The organism is Xanthomonas sp. MLO165, assembly GCF_018831305.1.
GTDB classification, from domain to species: domain Bacteria; phylum Pseudomonadota; class Gammaproteobacteria; order Xanthomonadales; family Xanthomonadaceae; genus Xanthomonas; species Xanthomonas arboricola.
The window spans coordinates 126,738-147,521 of sequence record NZ_CP029263.1 but is presented as its reverse complement, the minus strand read 5'-3'; the positions used below and the strand labels follow the sequence as shown (position 1 = coordinate 147,521).

General features: G+C 67.7%; 16 protein-coding genes. 6 read left to right on the top strand and 10 right to left on the bottom strand.

Going from position 1 to position 20,784, the window contains the following annotated elements:
- Positions 1-72: 72 nt before the first annotated feature.
- On the bottom strand, positions 73-2,853 hold the full coding sequence (locus DGN21_RS00610) for a TonB-dependent receptor (RefSeq protein ID WP_184578458.1): 2,781 nt from the start codon (positions 2,851-2,853) through the stop codon (positions 73-75).
- Between the two features lie 284 nt (positions 2,854-3,137).
- Here DGN21_RS00610 and DGN21_RS00605 point away from each other — a divergent pair, with 284 nt between their 5' ends.
- Positions 3,138-4,160, top strand: coding sequence for a sugar kinase (locus DGN21_RS00605; RefSeq protein ID WP_184578462.1), 1,023 nt, complete (start codon positions 3,138-3,140; stop codon positions 4,158-4,160).
- Between the two features lie 169 nt (positions 4,161-4,329).
- On the opposite strand, the gene DGN21_RS00600 is transcribed toward DGN21_RS00605, so the two are convergent.
- Positions 4,330-4,617, bottom strand: coding sequence for a hypothetical protein (locus DGN21_RS00600; RefSeq protein ID WP_054591801.1), 288 nt, complete (start codon positions 4,615-4,617; stop codon positions 4,330-4,332).
- A 167-nt stretch (positions 4,618-4,784) separates the two neighbouring features.
- Positions 4,785-5,993 carry an enoyl-ACP reductase FabV gene (gene fabV, locus DGN21_RS00595; protein ID WP_215825067.1) on the bottom strand — a complete coding sequence of 403 codons (1,209 nt, stop codon included), beginning with the start codon at positions 5,991-5,993 and terminating at the stop codon, positions 4,785-4,787.
- 293 nt (positions 5,994-6,286) lie between these two features.
- Between fabV and DGN21_RS00590 the strand changes: the two genes are divergently transcribed.
- Together DGN21_RS00590 and DGN21_RS00585 are read left to right on the top strand one after the other, a co-directional pair.
- The gene (locus DGN21_RS00590) at positions 6,287-9,637 is read left to right on the top strand and encodes a winged helix-turn-helix domain-containing protein (RefSeq protein ID WP_184578465.1); all 3,351 of its coding nucleotides are present in this window, start codon (positions 6,287-6,289) and stop codon (positions 9,635-9,637) included.
- The gene (locus tag DGN21_RS00585) at positions 9,634-10,038 is read left to right on the top strand and encodes a hypothetical protein (protein WP_024939867.1); all 405 of its coding nucleotides are present in this window, start codon (positions 9,634-9,636) and stop codon (positions 10,036-10,038) included. The genes DGN21_RS00590 and DGN21_RS00585 overlap by 4 nt, the downstream gene beginning before the upstream one ends.
- A gap of 323 nt (positions 10,039-10,361) precedes the next feature.
- Here the strand turns inward: DGN21_RS00585 and DGN21_RS00580 are convergent, their stop codons facing one another.
- From DGN21_RS00580 to DGN21_RS00570, 3 genes are all read right to left on the bottom strand, one after another.
- The gene (locus tag DGN21_RS00580; RefSeq protein WP_245229927.1) at positions 10,362-10,820 is read right to left on the bottom strand and encodes a hypothetical protein; all 459 of its coding nucleotides are present in this window, start codon (positions 10,818-10,820) and stop codon (positions 10,362-10,364) included.
- A 249-nt stretch (positions 10,821-11,069) separates the two neighbouring features.
- Entirely contained in the window at positions 11,070-11,702 is a 633-nt protein-coding gene (locus DGN21_RS00575; RefSeq protein ID WP_024939865.1) for a response regulator transcription factor, read from the bottom strand.
- Positions 11,699-12,898: a sensor histidine kinase gene (locus tag DGN21_RS00570; protein ID WP_184578511.1), complete on the bottom strand. Its 1,200-nt coding sequence runs from the start codon at positions 12,896-12,898 to the stop codon at positions 11,699-11,701. Before DGN21_RS00570 ends, DGN21_RS00575 begins: the two co-directional genes overlap by 4 nt.
- A gap of 59 nt (positions 12,899-12,957) precedes the next feature.
- Between DGN21_RS00570 and DGN21_RS00565 the strand changes: the two genes are divergently transcribed.
- Both DGN21_RS00565 and lldD read left to right on the top strand, forming a co-directional pair.
- Positions 12,958-13,524: a PEMT/PEM2 methyltransferase family protein gene (locus DGN21_RS00565; protein ID WP_104544221.1), complete on the top strand. Its 567-nt coding sequence runs from the start codon at positions 12,958-12,960 to the stop codon at positions 13,522-13,524.
- A gap of 136 nt (positions 13,525-13,660) precedes the next feature.
- Positions 13,661-14,821 (top strand): FMN-dependent L-lactate dehydrogenase LldD, encoded by a 1,161-nt coding sequence (gene lldD, locus DGN21_RS00560; RefSeq protein ID WP_046345257.1) that lies wholly within the window; start codon positions 13,661-13,663, stop codon positions 14,819-14,821.
- Between the two features lie 326 nt (positions 14,822-15,147).
- Here the strand turns inward: lldD and ligD are convergent, their stop codons facing one another.
- Positions 15,148-17,910 (bottom strand): DNA ligase D, encoded by a 2,763-nt coding sequence (ligD, locus tag DGN21_RS00555; RefSeq protein WP_126966858.1) that lies wholly within the window; start codon positions 17,908-17,910, stop codon positions 15,148-15,150.
- Between the two features lie 9 nt (positions 17,911-17,919).
- Positions 17,920-18,879, bottom strand: coding sequence for a Ku protein (locus DGN21_RS00550; protein WP_104569349.1), 960 nt, complete (start codon positions 18,877-18,879; stop codon positions 17,920-17,922).
- A gap of 154 nt (positions 18,880-19,033) precedes the next feature.
- On the opposite strand from DGN21_RS00550, the gene DGN21_RS00545 reads away from it, so the two are divergent.
- Positions 19,034-19,213, top strand: coding sequence for a hypothetical protein (locus DGN21_RS00545; protein ID WP_039529303.1), 180 nt, complete (start codon positions 19,034-19,036; stop codon positions 19,211-19,213).
- 49 nt (positions 19,214-19,262) lie between these two features.
- On the opposite strand, the gene DGN21_RS00540 is transcribed toward DGN21_RS00545, so the two are convergent.
- Entirely contained in the window at positions 19,263-19,658 is a 396-nt protein-coding gene (locus DGN21_RS00540; RefSeq protein ID WP_016902914.1) for a DUF779 domain-containing protein, read from the bottom strand.
- Positions 19,659-19,679: 21 nt separating this feature from the next.
- Positions 19,680-20,708 (bottom strand): alcohol dehydrogenase AdhP, encoded by a 1,029-nt coding sequence (gene adhP / locus DGN21_RS00535; protein ID WP_054591795.1) that lies wholly within the window; start codon positions 20,706-20,708, stop codon positions 19,680-19,682.
- Positions 20,709-20,784: the final 76 nt, after the last annotated feature.

The window sequence follows — 20,784 nt, the reverse complement described above, 5'->3', positions numbered from 1 at the left end:
GGCAACGCATGCGCAGCGATCAGGCGTCGAATCGGGGCCCGCTGCGCGTGTGCGCAGCGGGCAGACAGCGGGTCAGAACTTGTAGCGCAGGCCCAGCAGGTACTGGCGGCCGGTTTCGGCATACTGCAGCGGCAGCTGGCCGGTCCGCGGCGAAGACACCCATTCGTCGGAGGCTTCGTTGGTGAGGTTGATGCCTTCCAGGCTCAGCTCCAGCTGCTTGCTGATCTTGTAGCGCAGCGAGGCGTCGAGGATGGTGGTGCCGGTCATGCCGTGCACGCCGTCGACGTTGAAGCCGGTTTCCGCACCCGGTGCCTGGGTGAGGTAGTCGTCGCGGTTGGTGGCCGACACGCGCCCGGCGAAGGATTCGCCTTCGTAGAACAGCGTGGCATTCCACGACGAGCGCGACAGCCCGAGCAGGTCGTTCTTCATCACCGGTGCGCCGCTGCTGGCCAGGTACTGGATCTGCGAATCGACCCAGGTGTAGTTGAGCTGCACGCCCAGGTTGGCCCACTTGCCCGGCAGGAAGGTGAAGGGCTGGGTGTAGTTGGCTTCCACGCCCTTCAATTCGCCGCCCGGGGTATTGAGCGGGATGCTGAAGGCGAAGTCATCGTTGACGGTGGCGCCGGTGCCCTCCAGCAACGAGGCCGGCAGGCCGCTGCTGGAGTACGGACGCACTTCGCGCGCGGTCTGGATGAAGCTCTCGATGTCCTTGTAGAACAGGCCGACACCGAGCATGGCGCCTTCGTTGAAGTACCACTCCAGGCCGAGGTCAACGTTGGTTGCTTCGATCGGGTCCAGGTCCGGGTTGCCGCCGGCCACGGTGCGCGCACCACCTGCCACCGCCACGGTCACGCCGGGGGTGAGGCTGCCCAGGCCCGGGCGGCTCATGACCTTGGCCGCGCCCAGGCGCAGCAGCAGGTCCGGAGCCAGCTCGGCGACCAGGTTGAACGAGGGCAGCGTGTTGTTGTACTTGCGGCCCACGGTGGTCAGCGCCGGTGCGTTGTTGATCAGCGCATAGCCGGTGGATTCCTGCTCGGTGCGCACATAGCGCACGCCGAAGTTACCCGACAGCGGGATGGAGCCCAGGTCGGTGGAGAACTCGCCCATCAACCACACGCCGCGGTCCTTTTCCTCGACGCTGCGGCTGTTGTTGACGCGCGGCGCCACGGCGAAGGTGCCGCTGTTGCTGTAGATGCCGAACAGGTCGGCCACCGCATCCAGGTTGGGCACCACCCAGCTGGACGGGCTGCCGTTGATGCCCTTGAGCCCGGCCTGTTCGGTCAGGTCGGCCGGCACGATGGTGCTGCCGTTGGCGAAGGTGGGCACGGACAGTTCGTTGGCGCGGCGCAGCTCGACGGTGCTGAAGCTGTAGTTCTTGGCCAGCACGCCGCCCTTGAGGCGGAAGCCGGGGCTGATGTTCCAGTTGAAGTCGATCTGGCCGGTGTCGAAGTCGTTGTCCACCGACTGCGGACGCAGGCGGATTTCGGCCAGTTCCCAACCGGCGGGGTTGGTCGGGTCGATGCCGTAGTTCAACACCGGCGCGCGGCTGTTGCCGCGGTAGTCGTAGCTGTACCCGTCGACGTCGTACTTGTCCATGATGATGGTGGTCTGCACCGGGTTCTCGTGCGCAGAGCGCGAGGTGCCGACCCGGGCATTGATGCTGAAGTCGTCGTTGAAACGATGCTCCAGGTCCAGGCTGACCTGGGTGAACTTGGTGTTCCACTCGTCGTGGCGGTTTTCCGAGCGGATGTCGACATTGTCGAACTCGCCATAGACCAGCGCGTTGTTGCGAATCTCGCTGTTGCGCACGATGGTGCCCGGCTTGCCGTCGCGCTCCGGCCGGCGCGGGGTGAGCCCGTCGCGGTTGCGGCTGAAGGAGATCGCTTCGATGTAGTGCTCGTCGCGCTTGGCGTCGATCTTGGAATACAGCGCATCCAGCGACAGCGTGGTGCGGTCGGTGGGCTTCCACTGCAGCGAGCCGGTGACGCCCAGGCGTTCCTGGTCGTGGATCTGCTGGGTGTAGCGCGGGAAGCGCGGGTGGTAGACATCGGCCGAGCGCGCCGCGGCGTACGGCGAGGCGGCACTGAAGTTGCCGTTGCTGGGGCCGTTGGCCCAGCGGCCGGTGTTGGCGCCTTCTTCCAGCACCTCGCGCTCGGTGTAGGCCACCGACAGCAGGGCGCCGAAGGTGTTGTCGGCCCAGGTGTTGGCGATCAGCGCGGCCACGCGCGGGTTGGCCTTCTCGGCCATGGCGTTGTAGGCGGCCTGGCCGCTGGCGGCGAAGGTGAAGCCGTTGTAGTCGAACGGGCGCGCGGTGCGCAGGTCGACGGTGGCGCCGAGCGAGCCTTCTTCCACATCGGCCGAGGCGGTCTTGCGCGCGATCAGCTGCGAGAACAGGTCCGAGGCGAACACGTTGAAGTCGAAGCCGCGGCCGCGGTTGGTGCCGCCGCTCTGGTCGCCGGCACCGACGGTGGTGAGCGCTTCCATGCCGTTGATGCGCACCCGGGTGAACTCCGGGCCCAGGCCACGCACCGAGATGGCGCGGCCCTCGCCGGCCTCACGGGTGATCACCACGCCGGGGATGCGCTGCAGCGACTCGGCCAGGTTGAGGTCGGGGAACTTGCCGATGTCCTCGGCGACAATCGCATCGACCACGCCGGCTTCGCCGCGCTTGATGTCCAGGGCCTTTTCCACCGAGGCGCGATAGCCGGTCACCGTGACGGTGTCCAGGTCGACGGCCGGTTCTGCGGGCGCTTGGGTGGTTTCTTGTGCTGCCAGGTGGCCGCTCAGCGCAAGGCCGATCGACAACGCCAGCAAGGTAACCGGTGTCTTCCGGCTGGTGGTCCGAAATTGCATGTCCTCCCCTCCCAAGGGTCCATGAACAACATGAAAGTCTGGTTGTGAGCGGCAATGACACCGCTGGTCAAAACGACGTTACCAGCTGAATCCTCCCGTAACATCTTGCAGCGCAGCAGAAAACGTCACCAAATTTGCCCAAAAGGGGTGCAAGCGGTCACTGCGCGTCGCATCATGGGCCTCGCCCGGCGCGTTTGGCGCCGGCTAGAATGACACCGATGGTCATCCTGACGCGCGACGGTTCCCCACACCGTGACGCACCACACAGCCGAGGTAATTGCCGCATGAGTCGTGCCCGTATCCTGTGCTTTGGAGAGTTGTTGCTGCGCCTGGGGGCGCCTGGTCACGAGCTGCTGCTGCAGCAGCCGCGGCTGGACGTGCATTGCGGTGGGGCCGAGGCCAATGTCGGCGTGTCGCTGACGCATTTCGGCCATGACGTGGCCATGGTCAGCACGGTGGCGGACAACCCGCTGGGTGCGGCGGTGCTGGGCGAGTTGCGCCGCCATGACGTGGACACGCGGCATGTGCGGCGGGTGGACGGGCGCATGGGGCTGTACTTCCTGACCACCGGCGCGATCCACCGCCCCAGCGAAGTGGTCTACGACCGCGCCGACTCGGCGTTTGCGCTGGCCCCGGCCGATGCCTACGACTGGCCGGCCCTGCTGGACGGGGTGCAGTGGCTGCATCTGTCCGGGGTCAGCCCGGCACTGGGTGCGGACGTGGCGCAGGCCACGCTGGCGGCGGCACGCGCGGCGCGTGCGGCCGGGGTCAAGGTCTCGTTCGACGGCAATTACCGGCCCAAGCTATGGCAACGCTGGCAGGGCGATGCGCGCGGCATCCTGCACCAGCTGTTCGCCTGTGCGGACGTGGTGTTTGCCGACTACCGCGACATCGGCGTGGTGCTGGGCGGCGAGTTCCCGCAGGACACGCTGGAAGCGCGTGTGGAAGCGGCCGCGCAGCAGGCCTTTGCCGCATTCCCGCAGCTGCAGCTGATGGCCTGCACGCAGCGCGTGGCGCACAACGTGGACCACCACAGCCTGGGCGCACTGCTGGTGCCGCGCAGTGGCGCGGTGGCGCGCGCGCCCAGCGAGGAACTGACCCCGATCATCGACCGCATTGGCGGCGGCGACGCGTTTGCCGCCGGCGTGCTGCACGGCCTGATCGAAGGCTGGTCGCTGGACGACACGGTGCGCTTCGGCCTGGCGGCCGGCTGCCTGAAGCACTCGATCCCCGGCGATTTCAATCCGCTGTCGGTGGCCGATGTGCAGGCCTGCGTGGGGGATGCGCGGTTTGATGTGCGGCGCTGACGCGCTGGGAATCGGGAATCGGGATTGGGGAATCGTAAGAGCTTGAGAGCGCTGGCTTTCGGCGCTCTGTCCAGGCTTGTTGCTAACGGAGCGTGGTGCGCTGAGGGCTGATGCGCCCGTGGGCGGCGGGCAGGTGCTTGCTAGGTGTTGTTCGCTGCGCTCACGCGCTTCAGGCGGGCGCACGGCTGCGGCGTTTGTTGGTGATCCATTTGAAGCCTGCGCTCAGCAGCACCACACACAGCGACGCCGGGACGCTGAAGAACAGCGTGATCAGCAAGGCGTGGTTCCAGGGCGGTGCAGAGCCGTCCTGCATCACCACGGCACACACGACGGCCGTGGTGATCAACAGATTGGCGATCGCCTTCAATGACCAGTGCAACCTGACGAAGCGCAGCAATACAGCACAGGCCACGCTGACCACAACGGCCAGCACCAGAAAGGCGATCAGTTTGTCCATTGGGGGCGGGGATTTGGGATTGGGGAGTGGGGATTCGTAACAGCGAGGGCAACCGGCATCGATTGCCGATTGTCCTTGCCGCAACGCATTTGGATCCAGCGAAGATCAACGATGCAGCCACCCACCGCGCTTGCGAATCCCAAATCCCGATTCCCGAATCCCTGCTCTCAGCTCAGCTCGATGCAATCGAAGGTCACGTCCGTCTCCACATCGGCGTCGTAATCCACATCGTCGCGCTCGAAGCCGAACAGCTTGAGGAACTCGTGCTTGTAGCCGGCGTAGTCGGTGAGCTGGAACAGGTTCTCGGTGGTGACCTGCGGCCAGAGCGCCTTGCAGGCGTCCTGCACGTCGTCGCGCAGTTCCCAGTCGTCCAGGCGCAGGCGGTTTTCGGCGTCCACCTCGGCGGGCTGGCCGTCTTCGCGGTACAGGCGCTCGCGGAACAGGCGGTCGAGCTGCTCGATGGTGCCTTCGTGCAGGCCCTTTTCCTTCATGATCTTGTAGACCATGGAGATGTACAGCGGCATCACCGGGATTGCGGCGCTGGCCTGGGTGACCACCGACTTGAGCACCGCCACGTTGGCGCTGCCGCCGCGCTTGGCCAGGCGCGCGTTCAACCGCTGCGCGGTGTGGTCCAAGTCGACCTTGGCCTTGCCCAGCGCGCCGTGCCAGTAGATCGGCCAGGTGATCTCGGTACCGATATAGCTGAAGGCCACGCTGCGCGCGCCGTCGGCGAGCACACCGGCGCCTTCCAGCGCGTCGATCCACAGCTCCCAGTCCTGCCCGCCCATCACGGTGACGGTGTCTTCGATCTCCTGCTCGCTGGCCGGCTCGATCGAGGCCTGGATGATGGTGTCCTTGTTGGTGTCGATGGCGGTGGCGGTGTAGGTGTTGCCGATCGGCTTGAGCGCCGAGCGCTTCACTTCACCCGTGCCCGGCAGCTTGCGCACCGGCGAGGCCAGCGAATACACCACCAGGTCGACCTGCCCGCCCATCTCGGTCTTGATCAGCTCGATGACCTTCTCGCGTGCGGCATCGGAAAACGCATCGCCGTTGATCGACTTGCTGTACAGGCCCGCCGCCTTGGCGTGCTTGTCGAACGCGGCGGAGTTGTACCAGCCGGCGGTGCCGGCCTTGCTGGGGCTGCCGGGTTTTTCGAAGAACACGCCCAGCGTGTCGGCACCGAAGCCGAACGCGGCGGTGATGCGCGAGGCCAGGCCGTAGCCGCTGGATGCGCCGATCACCAGCACCTTCTTCGGGCCGTCGTTGCGGACGCCGCGCGCGCGCGTGGCCGCGATCTGCTCGAGCACATTGCGCTCGCAGCCAAGCGGATGCGTGGTGGTGCAGATGAAGCCGCGCACTTTGGGATGGATGATCAACGTGGACTCCTGGTCAGCAAGATGCTGGCGGCATCTTAATCGCTGGCCTGCTGGCGAAACAGCCTGAGGCACACCACACGCCGCTGTATGGCGCTGCGTGAAGCCCGCCTGCAGCGCCTGGCATGCCGCACGACCGGGCATGCATCTTCCGCGCACGGACGCGAACGAACGGCGATCACCATCGATTTCCTGCGTCAGCGCCTGTGCTACTTTTGCGCCTGCCGTGCCGTGCCTGGCCGCGCCTGATGGCGATCGTCGAGGCTCCTCCCACCGTGCGACCGGTATCCGAGCGAATGTCTCTTCGAAGCGAGCGCGTCACGCAGCTGGGCTCCGTCCCGCGGTTTCGGCTTGGGCCCTTGCTGGTCGAGCCGGAACGGCTTGCGCTGATCGACGACGGCCAGGCCATCGCGCTGGAACCGCGCATGATGGAAGTGCTGATCGCGCTGGCCGAACGGGCCGGCGAGGTGGTCAGCGCCGAGCAGTTGCTGATCGAGGTGTGGCACGGCAGCTTCTACGGCGACAACCCGGTGCACAAGACCATCGCCCAACTGCGCCGCAAGCTGGGCGACGACAGCCGCCAACCGCGCTACATCGAAACCATCCGCAAGCGCGGGTACCGGCTGCTGCCCAAGGTGGTGTTTCCCGACGATTATCGCGGTGCGGTGATGGGCACGCAGGTGTGGGGACACGGCAGCCCGTATGTGGGGCTGCAGGCGTTCGATCCCGCTCATGCCGAGGTCTTCTTCGGCCGCAGCCATGCGATTGCGCAGGTGCTGGGCGCGATGCGCGCGCAATTGCACAGCCAGCGCGGGCTGGTGCTGGTGAGCGGCGCCAGCGGCTGCGGCAAGACCTCGTTGCTGCGCGCCGGCGTGGTGCCGTTGCTGGCGCAGCCCGGCGGGCTGGATGGGCTGGAAGCCAGCGCGGTGGCGTACTGCAACCTGGCGCAATGCCGTGGCGGCGATGTGCTCGACACGCTGGCGCGCGCACTCGGCGACTGGGCAGCGGGTGGGCGCGCGGTGTTTTCGCCGGCGCAGATGGCGGCGTTGCCCGAGTGGCTGCAGCGCCCTGCCCCGCTGCATGCGGCCATTGGCGAGGCGATGCGTCAACGCCCACCAGCGCGCGACAGCGCACAGACCCAGCGCCATCTGCTGCTGGTGATCGACCACGCAGAAGCGCTGGTGGCCACGCCCGGGATCACCGATGCCGACCGCGCCGCACTGGCCGCGGCCTTGCAGGCGCTGTGCAGCAGCGCGCAGGTGGCGGTGCTGATGCTCACCCGCAGCGATTTCTACCCGCGCCTGATCGACGCCTTGCCGCAGATCGTCGAACTCAAACGCGGCGACGGCCACGTGGATCTGCTGGCGCCGCGCGATGGCGAGATCGGCCAGATCATCCGCGTGCCGGCGGCCATGGCCGGGCTGCGCTTCGAAGAGGACCGCGACAGCGCCAGCCGGCTGGACGATGTGCTGCGCGATGCCACCGCGCGCCAGCCCGATGCCCTGCCGTTGCTGCAGCATCTGCTGCATGCCTTGCACGCGCAACGCAGCGACGACGGGCTGCTGACCTTTGCCGCCTACCGCGCATTGGGCGGGCTGGAAGGCGCATTGGCGCACCATGCCGAATACACCTTCCGTGCCCTGCCGGCTGCCGCACAGGCGGCGCTGGGCCAGGTGCTGAGCTTGCTGAGCGTGATCCATCCCGACAGCGATGCGGTGACCGCGCGGCGTGCGCTGTGGTCGGCCCTGCCGGCGCATGGCGCAGCGCGCGTGCTGGTGGATGCCTTCGTGCAGGCGCGCCTGTTCGTCAGCGAGCTGGTGGCCGGCGAGCCGGGGTTTGCGGTCGCGCACGAGGCCTTGCTGCGGCAATGGCCGCGCGCGGCCGAGTGGATCCACGAAAACCGCCGTCTGCTGCAGGCGCGCAAGCGGTTGCAGCTCGCCGCACAGCGCTGGGCTGCCGAAGGCCGGCGCAGCGATCACCTGCTCAACAGCGGCCGCCCGTTGAGCGAAGCGCGCGAGGCGGCGCGGCGCATGCCGCAGGATCTGGATGCGCTGGATCACGCGTTCCTGCATGCCTGCGAGCGCTCGCAACGGCGCCGCCGCGGCCTGTATGCAGCGGCAGCGACCTTGCTGGTGGTGCTGGCGAGCGCCTCGATGCTGCTGGGCTGGCAGGCGCGGCAAGCGCAGCAGGTGGCCGAACAACGGCGCGACCAGGCCCAGCAACTGGTGAGCTACATGCTGGGCGACCTGGCCGAGCAGTTGCGCACGGTGGGCAACCTCAAGCTGCTCGACAGCGTGGGCAGCCGCGCGCTGCGCTACCTGGAAGACCTGCCCAGCGCGAGCATGCAGACAGGCGATCTGATCAACCACGCCCGTGCGTTGCGCACCACCGGCGAGGTGCTGATGAACCAGGGCAAGCTGGACGAGGCGCAGGCGGCATTCACGCGTGCCGCCGCCACTGCCGAGCAGGCGCGTGCACGTGCACCGGCGTCGCTGGAGGCGCACGCCGAAACCGGGCAGACCGCGTATTGGCTGGGCGATCTTGCCTACCGGAGCAAGCAGCTGCCCGTGGCACAACGCTACTGGTCGCAGTACCTGGCCGCCTGCGAACAGCTGGTGCGCGCCGCGCCGCAGGATCCGCACTGGCAACTGGAGCTGTCCTACGCCCTCAACAACCTTGGCACGCTGGCCAAGGAGCAAGGCCGGACCGGCGCGGCGATCGGCTTGTTTGCACGCTCGATCGCCCTCAAGCGCCAGTTACTGGCGCGCACACCGGACAACGCGGCGCTGCGCTACGAGCTGGTGGACAGCCTGTCCTGGCTGAGCCTGGCGCAGGAAATGCAGGGCTCGCTGGCTCCCGCCGAGCAGGGCTACCGCGAGCAGATCGCCATGCTGCGTGTGCTGGTCGACCACGATCCCGACGCGCATGCCTGGCGCAGGCGTCTGGCCGGCTCACTGATCCGCGTCTCCAACCTGGCACTGGCGCGCGGCCAGCTGCACCAGGCGCAGACCGATGCGCAGGACAGCCTGCGCATGCTGCAGGCGCTGGTGGCCTTGCAGCCGGACAATGTCGCCTGGCGCCGCGATCTGGCGCATGCCGACGCCCAGGTTGGCTGGATGGCCGCGCTGGACGGGCAGCCCGAACTGGCGGTGCGGCACCTCGAGCGCGCCCGCCAGACCATGGCCGGGTTGCTGACACAGGCGCAACCGCTGCCGGAGTGGCAGTGGCTGGACGCCATCATCGCGCTGCGCCTTGAGCGCGTGCAGCGCACGCGTGCGGGCAACCACGCCAATGGCCTGGCGCCGATCGTTGCGCAACTGGATGCCCTGCACCGCGCCAGGCCCGACGATCTGCTCGGCCTGGCCGCGCTGGCCCAGGCGCTGGTCTGGCAGGGCGAACACCAGGCCGCCGCCGGCGACGCAGCCGGCGCACGCGCGGCGTGGCAGCGCGCGGTGGCGGTGTTGGGCAAGGACATCGGCAACAGCCGCGACAAGAACCTGCTGGACCCCTGGATTCGCGCACAGGTGCATCTGGGCCAGCGCAGCGCCGTTACGCAACAGCTCGGATGGCTGTATCACGCGGGCTACCGCCACCCGGGATTCGTCTCCCTCTATGCCCCGCTTTTCAAGGAACAGGACAGCTCATGACGGACTTCAAGATCAAGCTCACGGTGGCGCGGGTGGGATTTGGCGGCAACACCGGTGCCGGCGAGTATTTCTACAGCTTCGCCCCGGACCTGCTGATTGTGGACAAGCACGACAAGGCATCGACGCTGCACTATTACTTCGATGAAGACGTCGTCCCCCGGCATTTCAAGATCAGGAGCCTGCTGAGTTCCGATGCCTTGAAACAGATCGGGCAACCCACGATCAGCCCCGACGGCCGCAGCGTGCAGGTCACCAATGCCAATAGCGTCCCGACCCTGATCTTCCTGACCATCATCGTCGAGGACGAAAGCCGGAAGGACAAGAAGACCTGGTTCAGCTGTGACCCCCAGGTGGGCAACGATCCGCAGATCAACCCGCAGGAAACCCCGCCCCGGCCGTAAGCCCTGCGTCGACAACCGTCTGGCGGCTATCCGCCAGACGGTGTGTTGTTGCGGTGTGTTGTTGCGGTGTGTTGATGCAGTGCGTTGGCGCGGCATAGCGTGCGCATGCACGGGACTTGGGCCAGCGATGGCCAAGCCACTGCCGCAGGTACCTAAGGTCGACCTGCACACTGGACCAGTTGCCACGGAGGAGACTCCTGGCGGTCGCGATATATCTCGCTGCGAGCTGGCTGGCGTACGCGTTGCCGGGCGCTCCGGCCAACCATAGATGGCGCAGGCAGGCCTGCCGTGGTGTCGCCCGCGTCGCCTGGCAACGTTCTTACTTATCCCACGCAGTCCCGCACGCGCGGCTGGATGCCGGCCGGCGCGTTCGCCAGGCCGGTAGTGCAGTGCGGCGCCACCGGGTGCAGCCGGTCATCGCGCTCGGAGCCGTTGCTGAAAGCCACCTTGAACTGGCCGCGGCTAGACCACGTGCCGGGCATGCCGGTACCGATGCGATGGATGCTGCCAACGCCGCGCCCTGCCCATGACCGACAGGCCGGGCCCGGGCTGCAACCGCCCTGGTCGGTAGGGGCGGACAAGCTGTCGCAGGTCCGGGCCACTGCGCCCTGCGCGGTCAGGTCGCAAAGCGCCACGCCGACGCGCAGGTCGCGCTCGGTTGGCGACTGGGTGTGCAGTGCGGCCTGGACCCAGGCGCTCGGCAAGTCGGCCTGGGTGGGCGCCGCCCAGGCGCTGGTGGACAGCACGACGATCAACACGAACAGATACCGGACCAGGCGCATGACGGACTCCGCAGCGGACCGGAGCGCGGCGCGTCCCCGAGCGACCTCGGTGGCCGCCGGACGACCTTCCCGCCTGGCCGCCCACACGACCTGACGGCAACCTTACGGTTGTTGCCCAATCCTTCCGAAGCCGGCAAATTCCTTATGAAACAACGTCATGCAACCTGATGAGATCGTGTCCGATTCCCGATTCCCGAGTCCGCTCTGACCACTCCCCACTCCCCACTCCCGACTCCCCAATCCCCGCCCTCAAATCACCCGCAACGTGATCGCCTTCAACACCGCCCTTGTGCGGTCGCGGGTGCCGAGCTTTTCCAGAATGGTGGAGACATAGTTCTTCACCGTGCCTTCGGCCAGGAACAGGGTGCGGGCGATCTCCTTATTGGAATAGCCGCCGGCGAGCAGGCGCAGGATCGCCACCTCGCGCTCGCTGAAGGTCTCGCGCGGGGGCTGCTGGTCGCGGAACTGGTAGCGCGCCCGCACCGGGTCGGTGCTGACCGGCTGCAGCAGGGTCTCGCCGTGGGCCACCCGCTCGATCGCCTCGCGCAGGTCTTCCGGGGCGGCGTCCTTGAGCAGGAAGCCCTGCGCGCCGGCTTCGGTGGCGCGCAGCAGCAGGTCGCTGTCGTCGAAGGTGGTCAGCAGCAGCACCGGGGTGCGGTCGCCACGGGCGCGCAGTTGCTGCAGCGCCTGGATGCCGTCCACGCCGGGCATGCGGATGTCGCTGAGCACCACGTCCACGGTGGTGCTGACCAGCGCGTCCAGCAGGCCCTGGCCGTCGTCGGCCTCGCAGACCACCTCCACGCCCTGTTGCTGCAACAGCGCGCGCAGGCCGGCGCGAACCAGGATCTGGTCGTCGGCCAGCGCGATGCGATGGGCACTCATGCCGGTAGCCTCGCCATCAGGTGCATGCCGCCAGTGGGCGTGCGGCCAAGCTCAAGCTGCCCGTGCAGGGCGGCCAGGCGTTCGCGCATGCCGGTGATGCCGTTGCCTTCGCGGATGCGCTCGGCGCGGCGGCCATCGTCGCAGATGTCCACCTGCAGCTGCGCATCCACGCACTGCAGGTGCACCGCGACCTCGTTGGCGTCGGCATGCCGCACCGCGTTGGTCAGCGCCTCCTGCACCAGCCGCAACAGCAGCTCGGCCACACGGGCATCGGTGATGCGCACGGCCGGGTCGATCTGCAGGCGCAGCGCCGGGCGCGGGAACGGTGCGGCCAGCGCGCGCAAGGCGGTCTGCAGGTCCAGGCCCTGATCGTCGCGCAGCGACTGCACCACGTTGCGGATGTCCGACAGCAGTTCGGCCGACAGCTGCTCCACCACCGCGACCTCGTCGCGCCGCGCCAGCACCGGGTCGGCACCGAGCAGGCGCAGGTTGATGCGCATGGCGGTGAGCTTGTGCCCGGCCACATCGTGCAACTCGCGCGCCAGGCGCAGGCGCTCGGCATCGCGCGCGCTGTCGGCCAGCAGCGCGCGGGTGGCCAGCAGGTCGGCATTGACGTAGGCCAGCGCATCGCGCGCACGCTCGGCGCTGCGCGCGTAATGCGCGGTCAGCGCGGCGAAGGCCTGGAAACCGGCGTAGATGCCGACGATCAGCCACGGGCGCTCGAACCCGGCCTGCACCAGCAGCGCATACATGCCCGCGTTCAATGCCAGCGCCAGCAACAGCACGCGCACCGGCGGCCAGGTCATGCCCGCCTGCGCCACCAGCATGACCAGCAGCACCGGGGCGGTGCCGGCACGCGGCTCCATCCACACCAGCAGCAAGGCCAGGACCGCCTGCAGCAGCGTGGCGGCAGTGCGCAAGGCATGCAGCGACGGCAACACGGTGTGCAGCAGGAACAAGGCGGTGAAGCCGGCAAGCACGCCCCAGCGCCAGGCGCCCTGCGGTGACGCATCGGGCATGAACGACAACGCCACCGCCGCAATGGTGAACGCACCGGCCAGCCGCAGCGGATGCGAGAGATGACTCAGGGAAGAATGCATGCAGCGATGCTGACGGCCGCGTGGCCGCTCGGCAATGGTGCGCCTGCAGAAAGTGACTTCCGGCAGGTGCGATCGATGACCTGCGGCTCCTGCGATCCATGCGGCGCGTGCGCACACTGGCATCACCAGCCCATCCATCGCCACGGAGCCACGCCATGTCCGCTTCCAGTCTGTTTCTTGCGCTCAATCTGTTATGGGGCGGCTACGAACTGCTACTCAGTCGCCGCCGCCGTGCCGGCGACGGTGGCGCGCACGATCAAGGCACCCTGCAACACCTGTGGCGCGTGTTGTCTGCGGCGGTGGCCGTTGCGGTGGCACTGGCCTACAGCGGCCTGGCCCACTGGCCGCAGGGTTGGGGCGCGCCGCTGCAATGGGCCGGCTGCGCCTTGATCGGCAGTGGGCTGGCGTTGCGCGTGTGGGCCATCCAGGTGCTGGCGCGCTGGTTCACGGTGGATGTGACCATCCAGCCCGATCACCAGCTGGTGCGCAGCGGCCCGTATCGCTGGCTGCGACATCCCTCCTATACCGGCGCGCTGATGGCGTTCTACGGGCTGGCGCTGGGCATGGGCAATGCGTTGTCGGTGGCGGCGATCGTGGTGCCGGTGACCTGGGTCTTCCTGCACCGCATCCGTATCGAAGAGGCCGCATTGCAGCGTGCGTTTCCGCTGGCTTACCCGGCTTATGCAGCGCAGAGCCGGCGCCTGCTGCCGCTGGTGTGGTGAGAGTTGATAAGGCTGCGGCGCAGCACCACTGCGCTGGGCCTTGCCGGGCTTGCGTCCTGCAGATCGCGCAGCGGTCCACCGGCCACACCGATGGTCTTACACTCAGCGGCTACCCCGCCGCTGCCGTTCGTCTTCGATGATCATTTCCGCCGCTTCCGACTACCGTGCCGCCGCGCAGGCGCGCCTGCCGCCGTTCCTGTTCCACTACATCGATGGCGGGGCGTACGCCGAGCACACCTTGCGGCGCAATGTCGCGGATCTGGCCGATATCGCGCTGCGCCAGCGGGTGCTGCGCAACATGTCGGACCTGAGCCTGGGCACCGAGCTGTTCGGCGAGACGCTGGCGATGCCGGTGGCACTGGCGCCGGTCGGGCTGACCGGCATGTATGCGCGGCGCGGCGAAGTGCAGGCCGCGCGCGCGGCGGCCGCACGCGGGATCCCGTTTACGTTGTCCACGGTGTCGGTGTGCCCGATCGAGGAAGTGGCGCCGGCGATCACGCGGCCGATGTGGTTCCAGCTGTACGTGCTCAAGGACCGCGGCTTCATGCGCAACGCGCTGGAGCGCGCCAAGGCGGCCGGGGTGACCACGCTGGTGTTCACCGTGGACATGCCCACGCCGGGCGCGCGCTACCGCGATGCGCACTCGGGCATGAGCGGGCCCAACGCGTCGCTGCGGCGCATGCTGCAGGCGGTGACGCATCCGCGCTGGGCCTGGGACGTGGGCCTACTGGGTCGCCCGCACGATCTGGGCAATATCTCGACCTACCGCGGCAGCCCGACCGGCCTGCAGGACTACATCGGCTGGCTGGGCGCCAACTTCGACCCGTCCATCGCCTGGAAAGACCTGGAATGGATCCGCGAATTCTGGACCGGGCCGATGGTGATCAAGGGCATCCTGGACCCGGACGATGCGCGCGATGCGGTGCGCTTCGGCGCCGACGGCATCGTGGTGTCCAACCATGGCGGCCGCCAGCTCGACGGCGTGCTGTCCAGCGCGCGGGCATTGCCGGCCATTGCCGATGCGGTGAAGGGGCAGCTGAAGATCCTGGCCGACTCGGGCATCCGCAGCGGCCTGGATGTGGTGCGCATGCTGGCGCTGGGCGCCGATGCGGTGCTGCTGGGGCGCGCGTTCGTCTATGCGCTGGCGGCCGGCGGCCAGGCCGGCGTGGAGAATCTGCTGACCCTGATCGAGCGCGAGATGCGCGTGGCGATGACCCTGACCGGCACCCATTCAATTGCCGAGATCAGCAGCGATGCGTTGAGCCGGGTGACGCGGGAGAACGCGGTCTCGCCTTGATGGGATGCGGGATTTGGGATTTGGGATGCGTTGGTGGCTGAGAGCGGGTGGTCTGCGACTTGGCTGCAGGGCCCTTGCCCGCCCACCCTCGCAGGACACGCCGCAAGTACGTCCATGTAGGCGCTTACGCGACGGTGCGCGGGCAAGGACCTGTCGTGAGGGTCGGTGCGCATGGTCAGGCTGTGTGCGTGATGCGTGTCTGATCGAATGAACGTAGCGAGCAGTCGTCGGGTCAGTACGGGCTGCGCGCAGGAGCCGCGATGTATGCCGATCCCAAATTCGACCGCGCCCGCCTGGTGGCGGCGCAGTCGTCTTGTTGGCTGCTCTTAGTGGTTGTCGTCGCCGGTGGGCAAGTATTGCTGCAACGCCAGCACCGATTCCCACGGATCTGCACGCTGACGCTTGGCACGCTGCAGGGCCTTGTCCATCGGGAAGGCATCCGGGCCGCTGATCTTGCCGAGTTCTTCCCAGCGTAGCGGCACGGCGACGGTGGCCTTTTCGCGTGCGCGCAGCGACCACGAACACACGCTGGTATTGCCGCGCCCGTTGCGCAGCCAGTCGACAAAGATCACGCCGTGGCGCTTGGCCTTGCTCATGGTGGCTACGTAGCGGTCCGGGGCGTGCGTGGCCAGCGCCTGGGCGAAGGCCTCGCAGAAATCGCGCGCCTGCTCCCAGTCCGCTTCCGGCACGATCGGCACCACCACGTGCAGGCCCTTGCCGCCGGACAGGCGCACCGCGCTCTCCAGGCCGGCACTGCGCAGCTTGGCGCGGATGTCGCGCGCGGCCGCCACCACGTCGGCCCAGGACACCCCGTCGCCCGGGTCCAGGTCGAACACCAGCCGATCCGGATGCTCCGCATCGTCGACCTGCGCGCCCCAGGGATGCAGTTCCAGCGTGTTCATCTGCACCAGCTCGAGCAGGCCGGCGGCATCCTCGACGTAGATGTAATCCTCGGTGCCGCTCTTCTGCTGCAGCGGAATCGCCTTGATATGCGTGCCCAGGTGGCGGCCTTCGTGCTTCTGAAAGAAGCAGTCGCCACCGGCGCCATCGGGGCAGCGCAGCAGCGACAAGGGGCGGCGTGCGATCTCTGCCAGCACCAGCGGCGCCACTGCGCGGTAATAGTCGGCCACATCGCCCTTGCTGATGCCCGCTGCGGGAAACACCACCCGCTCGGGATGGGTAATGGTGATGCCGTCCGTCGACGTGGACGTGAATTTGGATGTTGTGGACTGGGACGCCGTGGATTTGGAGGCCGTGGACGTGGACGCTGCAGCCTTTTTGGATGTCGTGGTCGCGGTCGTCTTCGATGCCGTGGACCGCACACGCTTGCTGGCAGTGCTGGTGGATGGGTCGACCGTCGTTCTCGACGTTTTTTTACTCGCCGCCTTGCGCGCAGGCGCGGCGGCCGTGGTCGCAGCACTGCCTTTACCTGCAGCACGCGCCTTGCCCGGCGCGGCGCGGTCGCCGCCCAACTCGCTCATGGGTTTGTCCTCGCGCAGACGCTTGAATGCGGCCTGCCGCAGCAGGCCTTCCTTCGCCCAGCCGCGGAAGGCGACCTCGGCGATCAGGACCGGTCGTACCCAATGCACATCGCGTGGCCGCCCCGGGATGTGCGTCGGCAATTCCAGCGTGGCGGTGTCGCTGTGCAGCGCCTGCAACAGCGCGGTGATCTTGCCCAGCAAGGCATCGTCGAAGCCGGTGCCCACGCGCCCGACATAACGCAGCGTCTTGCCCTCGCGTTGCGCCATCAGCAAGGCGCCGAAGCCGCTGCGCGCGCCCTTGGGGTCGGTGTAGCCCACCACCACGAACTCGTCGCTGTCTTCGTGCTTGGTCTTGACCCAATCGGCGCTGCGCCCTTCGCGATACCGCGCATCGGCGAGCTTGCTGACGATGCCTTCCCAGCCGGTGCCGGCGCTGGCCGCAAAGACCTCCGGGCCGTGGCCGATCACATGGTCGCTAAACGCCAGCGTGCCCGGCACATCGCCCAGCACGTCGTGCAGCAACTGCTTGCGTTGCAGCAGCGGGGTGTCGCGCAGATCCACTCCGGCCACGCCGAGCAGGTCGAACACGATGTAGCGCAGCGGCTGCGTGACGCTGCCATCGAGCGCGCGTTGCAATGCCGAGAAATCGCTGCGTCCTTGCGCATCCAGCACCACCAGCTCGCCATCCAGGCGCGCATCGCGCACCGGCAGGGCCTGCACTGCACGCACCACGTCCGGGAAGCGCTGCGTCCAGGCCTGGTCGTTGCGCGAGCGCAGCTGCACCTGGCCATCGACCATGTCGGCCAGCAGGCGGTAGCCGTCCCACTTGATCTCGTGCAACCAGCGCTCGCCATCCGGCGCCTGCTCGCGCAGCAAGGTCAGTTGCGCGCGCAGCTCGGTTGGGCATGGCGCATCGCGCGCGCCGTCCAGCGCCAGGGCGCGGGTACGCCACTGCCTGGTGTCCGCACGCACCGGGCGCGCGCGTTTGCCGGCTGCAGTTGTCTCGGCGCTCGCCGTTGCTGCCGGCGCGCGCCGCGCCCGGCTGGCCTTGGCACGGGTTGCCGGCGTCACTGCAGCCGATGCGCCGGCGGCCTGCTGCGCCACCAGCGCATCGGCATCCAGATCCGCGGCGTACGCATCGCTGCGCTTGAACAGCAGCCATTGCGGTTTGCCGCCGCGCATCTGCGTGCGCACCAATGCAAAACCGCCGCGCAGCAACTTGCCCTGCAGTTCGAATTCCAGCTTGCCGGCTTCCAGTGCCGCCAACGCATCGCCTTCGCACTGCCAATGCCCGTGGTCGAACACATCCACATGCCCGGCGCCGTAATGGCCCTGCGGAATATCGCCCTGGAAGCTGGCATACGACAGCGGGTGGTCCTCCACCTGAACCGCCAGGCGCTTTTCGCCCACGCGCAACGATGGGCCCTTCGGCACGGCCCAACTCTTGAGCACGCCGTCGGCTTCCAGCCGGAAGTCGTAATGGCGCGAGCTGGCGTGGTGCAACTGCACGACGAAGATCGGCTGCTTGCTGGCGCGCGCCGGCGTGTCGCCGGCCGGTTCCGGGGTCTGGTCGAAGCGGCGCTTGGCGTTGTAATCGTGCAATGACATGGGCGGGGCCTAGCCGGCCTTGCGGCGCGGCGCCGCCTTGCTGGCGTTGGCTTTGGTGGCCTTGGTGGCCTTGGCCGCGGTCTTCTTGGTGGCCTTCTTGGCCACTTTCTTGGTGGCGGTCTTTTTGGCCGACCCGGTTGCCGGCGTGCTGCTCTTCTTGGCCGGCGTGCGCGTATTGGCCTGCAGGCTCTTCTGCAACAGCGACATGAAGTCGACCACGTTGGTGCTGGCGTCTTCGTGCTGCGGTGGCTCGACATCCACGGTGGTGGTGCCGCCCTTGGCCTGGATGCGCTTGCGCAGGATCTGCTCGAGCTTGCCGCGGAACTCGTCGTGGTAATCCTCCGGCTGCCAGGTGCCGGACATCGACTCGATCAGCTGCTTGGCCATCTCCTGTTCCTTGGGCGTGATGCGGTACTCGCCCACCGCGCCGGCCGGCAGCTTGAAGTCCTGCGGGTCCACCACTTCCTGCTGGTAGCGCAGCAGCAGCAGGATCAATGCATCGCCCTGCGGCATCACCGCGGCCAGGTATTCGCGCGTGCGGATGACCACCTTGGCAATGCCCACCTTGCCGGTGTCGCGCAGCGTCTCGCGCAGCAGCACATAGCCTTTTTCGGCCTTCTTGCCCGGCACCAGGATGTAGGGCTTTTCGAAGTAACGCGGGTCGATATCGGCGGCATCGACAAAGGTTTCCACCTCCACCGTTTCGTGGCTTTCCGGCGAGGCCGAACGGATGTCCTGTTCCTCGACGATGACATAGCTGCCCTTGTCGTACTCGAACGCCTTGACGATCTCCTTCCACGGCACCTCATCGCCGGTGTCGGCGTTGACGCGCTCGAAGCGGATCGGCTTCTTGTCGCGCGAATCGAGCATGCGGAAATGCAGATCCACCTTGCGCTCGCCCGACATCAACGACACCGGCACATTGAGCAAGCCGAACGAGAGCGTTCCGGTCCAGATCGGTCGTGCCATCGGCGTGTGACTCCGGGTGTTGTATGAGTTGACCCATAGCTGTAGCGCGGCCACCGTGATCCATGCGTGAGCCGTGCGTCTGCAGCAGCCACTGCGTCCCCTTCACTAGGCGCGCGGTGAACTGCGCATCCATCCCCACGACCAGGAGCACCGCATGTCCCGCGACCCACTGCGCGACCAACCGACCCAGCCGGGCGAACAGCACGGCAAGCGCGATGCCGAACACTATGAAGACCGCGGTGCCGGCGATGCGCCCGACACGCTGGTTCCCGCCGATGGCGACACCCCGGCCAAGAAGCCTGGCACCGCGCCGTCGACCGTGGCAGACCGCTGAAACCAGCGGGCTGATTCCCCGCCCGGCAGCACCGCCAGGCGGGCCAGGGTTACGCCCGGCCTGCCCGCTGCAGCTGGGCGAACTCCTCATCGGCAAACAGGCGCGAGCGCACCAGAAAGCGCACGCCCTCGCCGTTTTCCAGCGAGAACATGCCACCGCGCCCCGGCACCACATCGATGATCAGTTGGGTGTGCTTCCAGTATTCGAACTGCGAGGGGCTGATGTAGAACGGCGCGCCGCCGATCTCGCCCAGCAGCACGTCGCGGTCGCCAACGATGAAGTCGCCCACCGGGAAACACATCGGCGAGGAGCCATCGCAGCAGCCGCCGGATTGATGGAACAGCACATCGCCGTGGCGTGCGCGCAGCGTGTCGATCAACTGCAACGCCGCCAGCGTGGCCATCACCTGCAACGGCGGGTCTGTCTGCGTGGTGGTGCCCTGCATCGTCTGCCTCCTGCGGCGCGGTCAGGCCGCCATGTCGAGCACGATACGCCCCTCGATCGTTCCGGCGTGCATGCGCGCGAACACCTCGTTGATGTTGTCCAGGGTGTCGGTGGCCACGGTCGCCGCGACCTTGCCCTGCTCGGCGAAGGCCAGCGACTCCTGCAGGTCCAGCCGGGTGCCGACGATCGAGCCGCGCACGGTCACGCCATTGAGCACCATGCCGAAGATGTCCAGCGGGAACTGGCCCGGTGGCAGGCCGTTGAGCGACACCGTGCCGCCACGCCGCACCATGCCGATCGCCTGCTCGAAGGCCTTGGGCGATACCGCGGTGACCAACGCGCCGTGTGCGCCGCCGATTTCCTTCTTCAGGTACGCCACCGGATCGGTGGTGCGCGCATTGACCGTCACCGTGGCGCCCAGGCGCCTGGCCAGTGCCAGCTTGGCGTCGTCCACATCCACGGCGGCCACGTTCATTCCCATCGCCTTGGCATATTGCACTGCCATGTGGCCGAGCCCGCCGATGCCGGAAATCACCACCCACTGGCCCGGCTTGGTATCGGTGACCTTCAGGCCCTTGTAGACGGTGACGCCCGCGCACAGGATCGGCGCGACCTCGACAAACCCCAGGGTGGCGGGCAGATGCCCGACGTAATCGGCATTGGCCAGCGCGTACTGCGCGAAGCCGCCGTTGACCGAGTAGCCGCTGTTCTGCTGCGCCTCGCACAAGGTTTCCCAGCCACCCAGGCAGTGCTCGCAATGCCCGCAGGCCGAGTACAGCCACGGGATGCCGACGCGGTCGCCTTCCTTGACGTGACGCACACCCGCACCCACCGCCACCACATAGCCCACGCCCTCATGGCCGGGGATGAATGGGGGATTCGGCTTGACCGGCCAGTCCCCCTGCGCGGCGTGCAGATCGGTGTGGCAGACTCCGCAGGCCTGGATTTTGACCAGCAGATCGCCGGCCTGGGGCCGCGGCACCTGCACTTCCTCGATCACCAGTGGTGCGCCGAACTGGCGCACCACCGCCGCTTTCATTGTCGTGTCCATGCTGCACTCCGCACTGATAGTGCGGCCCACCCTAGGCGCCTTGAGGACGCCGTGCCTTGATCGAGGTCAATTCGCG